Genomic DNA, 12,671 nt, shown 5'->3' on the forward strand with positions numbered 1-12,671 from the left:
CCATGGCAACGCTTGAGATCCACGACCTGCACGTCTCCGTCGAGGCCGAGAACGGCCCGCGCGAGATCCTGAAGGGCGTCGACCTGACCGTGAAGCAGGGCGAGACGCACGCCATCATGGGCCCCAACGGCTCCGGCAAGTCGACCCTCGCCTACTCCCTCGCGGGTCACCCCAAGTACACGATCACCGGCGGCACCGTCGCCCTCGACGGCGAGAACGTCCTGGAGATGTCCGTCGACGAGCGCGCCCGTGCCGGCGTCTTCCTCGCCATGCAGTACCCGGTCGAGGTGCCCGGCGTCTCGGTCTCCAACTTCCTGCGCACCTCCGCGACCGCGATCCGCGGCGAGGCCCCCAAGCTGCGGCTGTGGGTCAAGGAGGTCAAGGAGGCCATGGAGCGGCTCCAGATGGACCCCGCCTTCGCGGAGCGCAACGTCAACGAGGGCTTCTCCGGCGGTGAGAAGAAGCGCCACGAGATCCTTCAGCTGGAGCTGCTGAGGCCCGCCATCGCGATCCTCGACGAGACGGACTCCGGCCTGGACGTCGACGCGCTGCGCACCGTCTCCGAGGGCGTCAACCGCGTCCGCGAGACCGGCGAGGTCGGCACCCTGCTGATCACCCACTACACGCGCATCCTGCGCTACATCAAGCCCGACCGCGTCCACGTCTTCGCCAACGGCCGGATCGCCGAGTCCGGCGGCGCCGAGCTCGCGGACAAGCTCGAGGCCGAGGGCTACGAGGAGTACACGAAGGGTGGCGCAACCGCGTGACACAGCTGCCGGGCCTCCTCGACACAGAGGCGATCCGTAAGGACTTCCCCCTTCTGGACCGCCAGGTCCACGACGGGAAGAAGATCGTGTACCTGGACAACGCGGCGACCTCGCAGAAGCCGCGTCAGGTCCTCGACTCCCTGAACGCCTACTACGAACGTCACAACGCCAACGTCCACCGCGGCGTGCATGTGCTCGCCGAGGAGGCCACGGCGCTGTACGAAGGTGCCCGCGACAAGGTGGCCGCTTTCATCAACGCGCCGAGCCGCAACGAGGTGATCTTCACCAAGAACGCCTCGGAGTCGCTCAACCTCGTGGCCAACATGCTCGGCTGGGCCGACGAGCCCTACCGCGTGGACCGCGAGACCGAGATCGTCATCACGGAGATGGAGCACCACTCCAACATCGTCCCGTGGCAGCTGCTCGCGCAGCGCACCGGCGCGAAGCTGAAGTGGTTCGGCATCACCGACGACGGCCGCCTCGACCTGTCCAACATCGACGAGATCATCACCGAGCGGACGAAGATCGTCTCCTTCACGCTGGTCTCCAACATCATGGGCACCATCAACCCGGTCGAGACGATCATCCGCCGGGCCCAGGAGGTCGGCGCGCTGGTCTGCATTGACGCCTCGCAGGCCGCCCCGCACATGGTGCTGGACGTCCAGGCGCTGCAGGCCGACTTCGTGGCCTTCACCGGCCACAAGATGTGCGGCCCGACCGGCATCGGCGTCCTGTGGGGCCGCCAGGAGCTGCTGGAGGACCTCCCGCCGTTCCTCGGTGGCGGCGAGATGATCGAGACCGTCTCGATGCATTCCTCGACGTATGCGCCCGCGCCGCACAAGTTCGAGGCCGGTACGCCCCCGATCGCCCAGGCCGTCGGCCTCGGCGCGGCCGTGGACTACCTCACCTCGATCGGCATGGACAACATCGCCGCGCATGAGCACGCGATCACCGAGTACGCCGTCAAGCGGCTGCTGGAGGTCCCCGACCTGCGCATCATCGGCCCGAGCACGGCCGAGGACCGCGGGGCGACGCTCTCCTTCACGCTCGGCGACATCCATCCGCACGACGTGGGCCAGGTGCTGGACGAGCAGGGCATCGCGGTGCGGGTGGGCCACCACTGCGCACGGCCGGTCTGCCTGCGCTACGGAATTCCTGCGACCACGCGAGCGTCGTTCTATCTGTACTCCACCCCCGCCGAGGTCGACACCCTGGTCGAGGGCCTGGAGCACGTCCGCAACTTCTTCGGTTAAACAGACACAGCCGGTTACCAAGCACAGCGGATGAGGACGAGGACTGACTGAGCCGTGAAGCTGGATTCCATGTACCAGGACGTCATCCTGGACCACTACAAGCACCCGCACGGGCGCGGTCTTCGGGACGGCGACGCCGAGGTGCACCATGTCAACCCCACGTGCGGCGACGAGATCACGCTGCGCGTGCGGCTCGACGGCGCGACGATCGTGGACGTGTCCTACGAGGGACAGGGCTGCTCCATCAGCCAGGCCAGCGCCTCGGTGCTCAACGAGCTCCTGGTGGGCAAGCAGCTCGGGGACGCGCAGAAGATCCAGGAGACGTTCCTGGAGCTGATGCAGTCCAAGGGCCAGGTGGAGCCGGATGACGCGATGGAGGAGATCCTGGAGGACGCGGTGGCGTTCGCCGGCGTCTCCAAATACCCGGCGCGCGTGAAGTGCGCCCTGCTCAGCTGGATGGCCTGGAAGGACGCCACGGCCAAGGCCCTCTCCGAGGAGGCGAAGACCGCATGACCGACACCCCGACCACCACCAAGCCGGCCTCGGAGGAAGAGGTCCGCGAGGCGTTGTACGACGTCGTGGACCCCGAGCTGGGCATCGATGTCGTCAACCTGGGGCTGATCTACGGCATCCACATCGACGACGCCAACATCGCCACCATCGACATGACGCTGACCTCCGCGGCCTGCCCGCTGACCGACGTCATCGAGGACCAGGCGAAGTCCGCCACGGACGGCATCGTCAACGAACTGAAGATCAACTGGGTCTGGATGCCCCCGTGGGGCCCGGACAAGATCACCGACGACGGCCGCGAGCAGCTCCGCGCGCTGGGCTTCAACGTCTGACGAGATCTCCCCGAGCAAAACGGCCGTGCCCGCCAGCCACCACTGGCGGGCACGGCCGTTTCGGCGTTCCGGGCCCGCCGCACGCATATGTACGCCCGTACGCAACGTTGTGTACGCTCGTACGCATGGCCTCTCTGATGCTTGCCGGCGCGATTCTGTCCGAGGTGCTCGCGACGACCGCGATGAAGTACAGCGACGGCTTCAGCAAGCTGTGGCCGTCGGTGTGCACGGGGGTGGGCTATCTCTTCGCCTTTGTGCTGCTGGCGCAGGCGCTCAAGTCGATGAGCGTCGGGACCGCGTACGCCATCTGGGCCGGGGCCGGCACGGCGCTGATCGCCGTGATCGGGATGGTGTTCCTGGGGGAGACCACGAGTGTGCTCAAGATTTTCGGGGTGCTGCTGGTCATCGCCGGGGTCGTGGTGCTGAATCTGGGCGGGGCGCACTGATGCCGCGGCGTTACGACCCCGGCCGGCGGCAGCGGATCATCGACGCGGCGATCGAGGTGGTCGGCGCGCGCGGGATCGCCGGGCTCAGTCATCGGGCGGTGGCCGCCGCGGCGGATGTACCGCTCGGCTCGACCACCTACCACTTCGCGACCCTGGACGAGCTGCTGAGCGCCGCGCTGCGGCAGGTCAACGGCGAGTGGCTGGCCGACTTCGCGCGCTGGGTGGACGGGCTCGATCCGGCGGTGCCGCTGGCCGAGGAGGTCGCGCGGCTGGTGGAAGACACCCTGACCGGCGACCGCTCGCGGGTGGAGCTGGAGTACGAGTTGTATCTGGCGGCGCTGCGGCACGCGGCGGTGCGGCCGATCGCCGCCGAGTGCCTGGAGGAGATGGTGCGGCTGCTGGGGCGGCGGATCGGTGACGAGCGGACCGCGCGCGCCGTGGTGGCCTTCACCGACGGGCTGCTGTTGCAGCATCTGCTGACCGGAGCGCCCTTCGAACCCGCCGTGGTGCGGGACGGGCTGGCCGGGGTGCTGAGCCGGCCGGCCGGCCGGTGGGCGGGCTGACCGGGCGGCGCGTGCGGCTGGTACTCGTGCGGCCCGCGGGGCCGGTGGGGCGGCCGCGGGTCCGGGCCCGGTCGCTGAGACCGGTTCGCCTCGGCGGGCGCCCTCCGGTTAGGTTTCGAGCATGACCGATGCTGCTGTTTCCGCTGCTTCTTCCCGTACGACCGGCGCCGTGGCCGCCGGGCTCGCCACCGTCACCCCCGACGGCACCGTTCTCGACACCTGGTTCCCGGCGCCCGAGCTGGTCGCCGCGTCCGCCGCGGACCTCGGCCCGGCCGGCACCGAGCACCTCGACGACGCGCGCGCCACCGAGCTGCTGGGCGCCACCGTGCTCAAGGCGATCGGCCCTGACCCGGTCCGCCAGGTCGAGGTCGTCGCCGTCCGTACGGTCATCGCCTCCCTCGACGACAAGCCGCTGGACGCGCACGACGCCTATCTGCGCCTCCACCTGCTCAGCCACCGGCTGGTCAAGCCGCACGGGCAGAACCTGGAGGGCATGTTCGGCCTGCTGTCCAACGCCGCCTGGACCTCGCTGGGCCCGGTGGCCGTCGACCAGGTGGAGACGGTGCGGCTCAACGCCCGCGCCGAGGGGCTGCACCTGATGGTCACCAGCATCGACAAGTTCCCGCGGATGACCGACTACGTCGCGCCCGCCGGGGTGCGGATCGCGGACGCCGACCGGGTGCGCCTGGGCGCCCACCTCGCGGCCGGCACCACCGTCATGCACGAGGGCTTCGTCAACTTCAACGCCGGGACGCTGGGCACCTCCATGGTCGAGGGCCGGATCAGCGCGGGCGTGGTCATCGGCGACGGCTCCGACATCGGCGGCGGCGCCTCCACCATGGGCACCCTGTCCGGCGGTGGCAAGCAGATCATCTCGGTCGGCGAGCGCTGCCTGCTCGGCGCCGAGTCGGGCATCGGGATCGCGCTGGGCGACGAGTGTGTCGTCGAGGCCGGTCTGTATGTGACCGCGGGCACCCGGGTCACCCTGCCCGACGGCCAGATCGTCAAGGCCCTGGAGCTCTCCGGCGCGGACCACATCCTCTTCCGCCGCAACTCCACCACCGGCGCCGTCGAGGCCCGCCCGAACAAGGCGACCTGGGGCGGCCTCAACGAGGTCCTGCACAGCCACAACTGAGCGCGGACGGCACCACCGACGGCCCGGCGGACCCCCGCTGGGCCGTCGGCGCTGCCGCCCTCGGTCCGCCGCGGCCCACCGCCGTCCACCGCCGTCCCGCTCCCGGACGGGCGCCGATAGGCTTTGCGCCATGCGTGATCTTGTAGCGGGGATGCGGTATCTGGGCAAGGGCCAGCGCTGGGTCGCCCAGCACGGCCGCTGGTGGGGATTCGGGCTGATTCCGGCGCTGATCGCCCTGGTGCTGTATGCGGGGGTGCTCACCGCACTCGCCCTCTGGTCCGGTGACATCGCGGCCTGGGCGACGCCGTTCGCCGACGGCTGGGGCGAGCCCTGGCAGGGGCTGCTGCGCGGGGTGTTCGTGGCGCTGCTCTTCGCCGGCGGGCTGACGCTGTCGGTGCTGACGTTCACCGCCGTCACCCTGCTGATCGGCGACCCCTTCTACGAGTCGCTGTCCCGGGCCGTCGAGGAGTCCGAGGGGCACTGTCCGCCGGACCCGGACCGGCCGCTGTGGCAGGAGATCTGGATCGCGCTGCGCGACAGCGTGCATGTGCTGCTGCGGGCCGCCGGCTTCGGGATCCTGCTGTTCGTCCTCGGCTTCGTGCCGTTCCTCGGGCAGACCGTGATCCCCGCCGTCGGCTTCTGTGTCTCCGGCTTCTTCCTCGCCGTCGAGCTGACCTCGGTGGCCATGCAGCGCCGCGAGATCCCGGTGCGCGAGCGGCTGCGGCTGCTGCGGGGACGCAAGGGGCTCGCCGTCGGCTTCGGCACCCCCGTCGTGCTGCTGTTCCTGATCCCCTTCGTCGCGGTGGTGCTGATGCCGGGCGCGGTGGCTGGGGCGACGCTGCTGGTACGGGAGCTGGTGCCGGACGGCACCGAGCCGGCCCCGGACCGGGAGCGGGAGCGGGAGGAGGGCGCGGCCGGCCCGGACCTGGCCGGGGCGCCCTATGGACCGCAGGGCGGTGCGTCCGGGCAGCCGGGTGCGCAGGGCGGCTTCGGGCCGGCGCCCGCTTCCTTCCCGCCTAACCAGGGACAGCCGCAGGCACCGCGGTATCCGTATCCGCCGTCCGGTCCAGGGTCGTCCGCAGGGCGTCCACCAGCCGGCTGGTGAGCGCGGCGTCCGCCGCCAGCAGCGGGCCGCGGACCGGCCCCGCGGGCAGACCGAGGTGGTTCAGCAGTGCCTTCGCGGTGACCGTGCCGGGCGTCTCGCCGCCGGTCACCGCCTCGATGAGGGGGACCAGGGCGAGCTGCCGGCGGGCCGCCCCGGCGGTGTCGCCGGCGTCGTAGGCGTCCAGGACGGCGCACACCGCCCGTGGCGCGGCATTGCCGGCGGTGCTGACGCAGCCGGCGCCGCCGAGGGCGCGCAGCGGCAGGATCTGCTCGTCGCAGCCCGCGTAGTAGGCCAGGCCCGTCGCGGCCAGGACCTTCGCCGACTTCAACAGGTCGTTGCCGCAGTCCTTGACCGCGGCGATCCGTGGGTGGGCGGCCAGCCGCAGCAGGGTGGCGGCGGTCAGCGCGGTGCCGGTGCGGCCCGGGATGTCGTAGAGCATCACCGGCAGCCCGGTGGCGTCCGCGACCGTCCGCAGATGCTGGGTGACGGCCTCCTGGGTGGGCCGTGAGTAGTAGGGCGTGACCACCAACAGGCCGTGTGCGCCCGCCCGTTCGGCGCTGCGGGCCAGCGCGACGGTGTGCCGGGTGTCGCTGGTGCCCACCCCGGTGGTGATCTTCGCGCGGTCCCCGACGGCCTCGACGACGGCCCGCAGCAGGGTCTCCTTCTCGGCGTCCGTCGTGGTCGGGGACTCCCCGGTGGTGCCGCTCAGCACCAGGGCGTCGCAGCCGCCGTCGTCGACGAGGTGGGTGGCGAGCCGCTGTGCGCCGTCGGTGTCGAGCTCCCCGTCGGCGGTGAACGGGGTGATCATGGCGGTCGCCGTGCGGCCGAAGGGCGGCGCGGCCGCCCGGGGGGTGAGGGGGTGGGTCACGGTGGTCATGCCAGGAGTCTGGGGGCGCCTCATATTTCACGTCCAGTGAGTTGTTCTGGGTGATTCGTTAAGCATTGCTGCGAGGTTCCGGGCGGCGGCCGGGAACGCGGAGCGGCCGCCGCACCTTCGGTGCGACGGCCGCTCGGGCATCACAGGCCCATCACGCGTCAGTCAGGCCATTCCGCGAACGCTTCAGGTCCTGGGTCCGCTCGGAAGCGGACTCCTCCGACGACTTCGGCTTCCGCTGGTCGGCGCGCCGCTCCGCGGCACGGTCCTTGTTGCCCGACTTTCGGTTCTGGGACTTCGGCATGATGACTCCCTATGTCTCGCCGAACTTTTCTTACGTGCCCAGTACCGCACCCCCGGCGGCAGTCGGCCCCCGGACGTGGGCCGGGCGAGTGACGGGAGTGTTACGCGGGGTGACGCGGCGCGGGGCTCAGGGGCGGATGCGCAGCACCTGCGGGTCGTGGTCGCTGGCCTGGTCGGCGTACTCGGCGTTGATGTGCACGATGTCGTAGTCGGCCCTGGTCAGCGGGCGGCTGGTGAGCATGTGGTCCAGCACCTGGGAGTTGCCGCTGTAGACGTAGCCGTAACGCTCGGCGGCCGGCAGCCGGTTGACCTGGTCGGTGAGCACACCGCCGGCGGTGAGGTCCTTCAGGGCCGGCGAGAACTGGTAGTCGTTGAGGTCACCGGCCACCACGACACCGGCCTTCGGGTCCTTGGCCAGCAGCTCCTTGACGAAGCCGTTGACCAGCTTGGCCTGGCCGGTGCGCTGGGTCTCCGAGCTCCGCGCCGGCGGCTGGAAACGGCTGTCCAGGCCCTGGTCGCCGCCCTTGGAGTTGAAGTGGTTGGCGATCACGAAGACGCGGCTGCCCGGGCGGCTCTTCAGTGAGAACTGGCCGACGAGGGGCTTGCGGCTGTCCTTCCACGCCTCGTCGGTCGGGGCGATCCGGCCGGGGGACGCGGACAGCGTGGTCTTGGCGTGGTCGCCGACCACCTTCACCGGGGTGGTGGCGTCGCCGCCCTTGATGTCGGTGAACGACACCCGGTCGGGGTTGAACAGGAACGCGGTGCGGATGTTGCCGCCGGGCTGGCCGCCGTCCTGGTCGTTGACCGGGTCGATCTGCCGCGACTCGTACGCCGGGCCGCCGGCCGCCTTGATGGCGTCGGTCAGCTTCTTGAGGGTCTCCCCGGCGGTGACCACCCCGTTGTCCTTGGGGCCGCTGTCGTCCTGGACCTCCTCCAGCGCCACGACGTCGGGGCCGGACAGGTTGGCAACCAGCGCCTTGGCCAGCCGGTCGAACTTGGTCTGCGGGGTGGCGGGGGAGAGGTTCTCGACGTTGTAGGTGGCCACCGCCAGCTCGTCGGACTTCTGCTTGCGGGTGGTCTCCGGCGCCGGGCCGTGGTCGGTGACCTTGCCCAGCTCGGTGGCCTGCAGGGTGTAGCCGCCGAAGTTGTCGTAGTCCAGCGGACCGGCGGTGGTGCCGGTCAGCGCCTGGCCGACATCGGCCACCGGGAACGGCTGCTGCGAGAACGGGATCAGCGACGCCACCTTGAGCCGGCCGCCGTTGGGGTCCGCGTACGAGCGGTAGAGCGTCCCGCCGCGGGTCGTGCGGTCGTGGCGGGGCTCGGCGGTCACCCACAGCTCGTGGTAGCTGTTGGTCGGGCCGACGACCGGGGCGCCCGAGACCGCGACCCGCATGCCCTCCAGCGACTCGTAGCGGTCCAGGGCGTACGAGGAGGGGCGCAGCTTCAGCGACTCGATGCTCTTGCCGCCGGCGGAGGGGGCGTAACGATTCGGCACCGAGGCCGCGTTGAGCTTGAAGGCGGCCGGCAGCGGGGCGTCGGAGGAGACCGTCTTCCAGGTCGCACCGGTGATCTCGGTGACGGACTGCAGACCGGCGTCCTTGCCGCCCGGGTAGTACTCGCTGACCGTGCCGGAGAACGTGATCGCGTCGCCGACGGCGACCTTCGGCGTCTCCTTGCCGGTGAAGACGAAGACCGCCTCGCTGGTGGCGGGGTCCTTGTCCGGGTGCGGGTCCTGCACCCAGAAGCCGCGGGCCGAGCCGAACGAGCGGATCGCGGTGACCGTGCCCGGCACCTCGCTGACCTGCTGCCCGGCCAGCGGGGATATTCGGGTGCTGCCTTGGATGTCGTGGATCCGGGTGCCGGCCGCGGAGGCGGACTGCGTGGTGGTCAGCAGTCCGCCGGCCAGGGCGGCACAGGCCACCGCACTGAGGGCGAGTGGCCTGCGGAGCGAACGACGGGACGGCATGCATGCCTCCGAGGGGTGATGGGGGGTGGTCGGCGCAGCGAGCCTACGGAGCGGTAACCGGCGCGCTACGCGCGTCAATCTCTTGTGTACGCACGGGAGTTGTCAAGCCTCTTCCGGTGACCGGCGGGGGGCGCGGGGGTGAACCGTCCGAGATCCGGAGAATTCCGTCTACGCTTGGGCGGCGCATGAGCCCGTAGTCCGTCCGAGGAGCTGAGCACCCGATGTCCGCAGACCGTCCCACCCTGCCGCCGGTGCGGCTGCACTCCGAAGCGGAGCTGGCCCGGGACGCACTGAGCGCCCCGCTGATGGCCCGGGCCGCACAGCTCGCCCGCTGGGCCGAGCGGGGCGTCCCGGTCGGGGTGGGCGGCGAGATCCTCCAGGAGCCGCTGGCCGCCGCCACCGAGCACCTCGGCCTGGCCGGCGACGAGGACGGCCCCGCGTACACCGCCGAGGCCTGGCAGCTGGCCGTGGACACCGGACTCGTGGAGATCGAGGAGGTCCCCGACGACGAGGACGGCACCGAGCTGCCCGACAACGCCGCGGCCGGCACCGCCACCCCCGGCGAGGAGCTGAGCCTGCTCACCTCCGGCAGCCCGCAGGATGTCCTCGACATCTGGCTCGGCGGCATGGAGACCGTGCTCGCCGACGCGGCCGCCCCCGACCTCGCCGACCTCGCCGACCAGCTCACCCAGGGCGGCGAGCTGGACCTGGACGCGATCGACTGGAACCCGGAGGAGGAGGCCGAGCTGCTGGACGGCATCCTCGGCAACCTCTACCTGCTCACGGCCCTGAACGAGCACCCCGACCAGGCGGTTCCGCTCCCCGCGCTGGCCGCCTCCATGATCGTCCCGGAGGACATGGACGAGCCCACCGACGACATCCTCGAAGAGGTCTCCGAGGCGATGATGCGCCTGGACGACCAGTTCCGGGTGCTGGAGCCGATCGGTCTGGTCGCCTACCAGCCCGTCGACGAGGCGCTCATCGAGGAGCTCGACGAGGACGGCGAGATGGTTCTGCCGGACGGCGCGCCGGCGACCCCCGCCGCCGAGTCGCTCACGGACGAGGACGTCTCCCGCTACGGCCTGGTCCGCCTCACCCCGCTCGGCGTCTACGCCGTCCGCGCCCGGATGCTGGACGCGGGGGTGCACGCCCCGGCCGTTGGCGACCTCACCGACAAGGGCGCCGACGTCCTCCTGGAGGCGCTGCCCGACTACCCCGAGCCGCTCGCCCAGGCCGAGTCCGAGCGGTGGCTCGCCGCCCGTACGCCTCGGGACGCCGCGCGGGACCTGCTCGCCGCGGCCCGGGGCGACGACGAGGGCGCCCCGCGCCGCCGGCTCGCCACCCAGCAGACCCTCTCCCTGGTCTCCCCGGACGCCGAGGAGGCGCTGCGCGAGGTGCTCGACGACCGGCAGCTCGGCGGCCTGGCCCGGGTCTGGCTCGCCGAGCGCGCGCTGCCCGGCATCCCCGAGCCGTCCCAGGAGATGATCTTCTGGCTGACGGTGGACACCATCGCGGCGCAGCTCGACAGCGCCGACGAGGAGGCCGCCGGCGAACTGCGCGAGCTGATCCAGGGCCTGACCGACCAGCACAGCGGCTTCTTCGAGACGGCCTGGCGGGTGGACCACCCGGCCACCGCCGACGTCCTGGAGGCCATGGGCCGGCTGCACCCGGACAAGAAGGCCGCCAAGGAGGCCCGTAAGGCCGCGTTCAAGGCGCGCTCGCGCCAGTCGGACTGAGCCGCGCCGGCGGCCGGGCGGTGCGTGACGCACCGCGGGGGCCGGTCCGGCGGATCAGGGCCCGCCCGGCCCGGTCCGCCGGACCGGCCCCAACTGCTTCCTGGATGTCGCGCGGCGTTCAACTGGAGTTCGACGCCGGGCGGAAACGTGTGCGGCGCAGGACCCAGGGGAGACGATTCCGGCCATCTTGGAGATGACAATGCCGCTCACTCGAAGAGACTTCGCCACGCGTTCCGCCCTCGCCGGCGCGGGGGTCGCGCTGGCCGGCAGCGCCGGGGTGCTGGCCACCGCGCCCGGCGCCCTCGCCGAGGAGCTGCCCGACGCCGGTGGCGACGGCACGCCGCAGGGACACGGCGCCGGCTACGGCCCGCTGGTCCCCGACCCCGACGGCATCCTCGCCCTGCCCGCCGGGTTCTCGTACCGGATCATCACCCGCACCGGCGTCACCACGCTCGACAGCGGGGAGTCCACCCCCTCCAACCACGACGGCACCGGCACCTTCGCGGGCCACCGCGGCACCACCCTGCTCGTCAACAACCACGAGCTCAAGGGCCCGCGCGGCGACTGGCCGCACCCGGTGCCGCCGGCCGAGGGGCTGGTCTACGACCCGGCGGCGGCCGGCGGCTGCACCGTCGTCGAGGTCGCCAAGGACGGCAGCCCGGTCGGCGAGCGGGTCGGCATCGCCGGTACCTCCACCAACTGCGCGGGCGGCACCACTCCTTGGGGCACCTGGCTCACCTGCGAGGAGACCGAGGACAAGGCCGGCGAGCACGGCATGACCAAGGACCACGGCTATGTCTTCGAGGTCGACCCCCACGATCTCGCGGCCGGCCGGCACCCCGAGCCGGTCAAGGCCCTGGGCCGGTACGCCCACGAGGCCGTCGTCGTCGACCCCAAGCGCGGCCACCTCTTCCTGACCGAGGACGCCGCCGGCCCCAACGGCCTCTTCTACCGCTGGACCCCGCCGCACGGCTTCCGGCACGGCCACGGCCGGCTGCGCACGCTCGCCGATGACGCGGGCGTGCTGGCGGCCTTCAAGTGCTTCGACTCCGGCGGCCGGTTCGTCGACGACCTCTCGCGCGCCACCAAGGCGGGCACCGTCTACGGCGTCGACTGGGTCGAGGTGCCCGACCGCGACGCCCGGACCGTGTCGGTCCGCAAGCAGTTCAAGGACGGTGAGGTCACCCGCGCCCGCAAGCTGGAGGGCCTGTGGTGGGCGGACGGCGGCGCCTATGTCGTGTCGTCCTACGCCCGTGCCGAGAGCCCGGTCCCGCACGACGGGCAGGTGTGGTTCTACGACCCGCGACGCCGGACCCTGACCCTGAAGGTCCTGCTGGGCGTCAACCCGGACCCGGCGGAGGACGGTGCGCTGGACGGCCCCGACAACATCACCGTCTCGCCCTACGGCGGCCTGATCATCGCCGAGGACGGCGAGGGCGTACAGCACCTCTTCGGCGCCACCGACGACGGCCGGACCTACCCCGTCGCCCGCAACGAGCTCAACATCGGCACCGCGGACAAGCCGGAGTTCAGCGAGTTCACCGGCCCGGTGTTCTCCCCGGACGGGCGGACGCTGTTCGCCAACATCCAGGAGCCCGGCATCATGCTGGCCATCACCGGCCCGTGGAAGCGGCACCGCCGGCAGCGGTAACCGCCCCGCGGGCGACCGGACGGCGAG

Annotated in this window: 13 protein-coding genes; 10 read left to right on the forward strand and 3 right to left on the reverse strand. The window is 71.6% G+C overall.

Going from position 1 to position 12,671, the window contains the following annotated elements:
- Positions 1-2 precede the first annotated feature (2 nt).
- From sufC to OIU81_RS28175, 8 genes are all read left to right on the forward strand, one after another.
- Positions 3-767 carry a Fe-S cluster assembly ATPase SufC gene (gene sufC, locus OIU81_RS28140; RefSeq protein ID WP_329152223.1) on the forward strand — a complete coding sequence of 255 codons (765 nt, stop codon included), beginning with the start codon at positions 3-5 and terminating at the stop codon, positions 765-767.
- The gene (locus OIU81_RS28145) at positions 764-2,020 is read left to right on the forward strand and encodes a cysteine desulfurase (RefSeq protein ID WP_329152224.1); all 1,257 of its coding nucleotides are present in this window, start codon (positions 764-766) and stop codon (positions 2,018-2,020) included. The genes sufC and OIU81_RS28145 overlap by 4 nt, the downstream gene beginning before the upstream one ends.
- 54 nt (positions 2,021-2,074) lie before the next feature.
- Entirely contained in the window at positions 2,075-2,533 is a 459-nt protein-coding gene (gene sufU, locus OIU81_RS28150) for a Fe-S cluster assembly sulfur transfer protein SufU (RefSeq protein WP_329152225.1), read from the forward strand.
- On the forward strand, positions 2,530-2,865 hold the full coding sequence (locus OIU81_RS28155) for a metal-sulfur cluster assembly factor (protein ID WP_033270552.1): 336 nt from the start codon (positions 2,530-2,532) through the stop codon (positions 2,863-2,865). The genes sufU and OIU81_RS28155 overlap by 4 nt, the downstream gene beginning before the upstream one ends.
- A gap of 125 nt (positions 2,866-2,990) precedes the next feature.
- A complete protein-coding gene (locus tag OIU81_RS28160) occupies positions 2,991-3,311 on the forward strand; it encodes a DMT family transporter (RefSeq protein ID WP_329152227.1) in 321 nt (106 codons plus the stop codon).
- Positions 3,311-3,874, forward strand: coding sequence for a TetR/AcrR family transcriptional regulator (locus OIU81_RS28165; RefSeq protein WP_329152228.1), 564 nt, complete (start codon positions 3,311-3,313; stop codon positions 3,872-3,874). The genes OIU81_RS28160 and OIU81_RS28165 overlap by 1 nt, the downstream gene beginning before the upstream one ends.
- A gap of 121 nt (positions 3,875-3,995) precedes the next feature.
- The gene (dapD, locus tag OIU81_RS28170; protein WP_329152229.1) at positions 3,996-5,009 is read left to right on the forward strand and encodes a 2,3,4,5-tetrahydropyridine-2,6-dicarboxylate N-succinyltransferase; all 1,014 of its coding nucleotides are present in this window, start codon (positions 3,996-3,998) and stop codon (positions 5,007-5,009) included.
- Positions 5,010-5,139: 130 nt separating this feature from the next.
- The gene (locus OIU81_RS28175) at positions 5,140-6,114 is read left to right on the forward strand and encodes an EI24 domain-containing protein (protein WP_329152230.1); all 975 of its coding nucleotides are present in this window, start codon (positions 5,140-5,142) and stop codon (positions 6,112-6,114) included.
- Here the strand turns inward: OIU81_RS28175 and dapA are convergent.
- The 3 genes from dapA to OIU81_RS28190 form a co-directional block, all read right to left on the reverse strand.
- A complete protein-coding gene (dapA, locus tag OIU81_RS28180) occupies positions 6,026-6,991 on the reverse strand; it encodes a 4-hydroxy-tetrahydrodipicolinate synthase (protein ID WP_329152233.1) in 966 nt (321 codons plus the stop codon). The genes OIU81_RS28175 and dapA overlap by 89 nt on opposite strands.
- Before the next feature lie 151 nt (positions 6,992-7,142).
- A complete protein-coding gene (locus OIU81_RS28185; RefSeq protein ID WP_167511565.1) occupies positions 7,143-7,292 on the reverse strand; it encodes a hypothetical protein in 150 nt (49 codons plus the stop codon).
- Positions 7,293-7,418: 126 nt separating this feature from the next.
- Positions 7,419-9,257: an endonuclease/exonuclease/phosphatase family protein gene (locus OIU81_RS28190; protein ID WP_329152237.1), complete on the reverse strand. Its 1,839-nt coding sequence runs from the start codon at positions 9,255-9,257 to the stop codon at positions 7,419-7,421.
- A 221-nt stretch (positions 9,258-9,478) separates the two neighbouring features.
- Between OIU81_RS28190 and OIU81_RS28195 the strand changes: the two genes are divergently transcribed.
- Both OIU81_RS28195 and OIU81_RS28200 read left to right on the forward strand, forming a co-directional pair.
- On the forward strand, positions 9,479-10,993 hold the full coding sequence (locus OIU81_RS28195; protein ID WP_329152240.1) for a hypothetical protein: 1,515 nt from the start codon (positions 9,479-9,481) through the stop codon (positions 10,991-10,993).
- A gap of 199 nt (positions 10,994-11,192) precedes the next feature.
- A complete protein-coding gene (locus OIU81_RS28200) occupies positions 11,193-12,644 on the forward strand; it encodes an alkaline phosphatase PhoX (protein WP_329155414.1) in 1,452 nt (483 codons plus the stop codon).
- The last annotated feature ends 27 nt before the right edge of the window (positions 12,645-12,671 follow it).

The sequence above is a fragment of the Streptomyces sp. NBC_01454 genome (assembly GCF_036227565.1).
Lineage (GTDB): Bacteria > Actinomycetota > Actinomycetes > Streptomycetales > Streptomycetaceae > Streptomyces.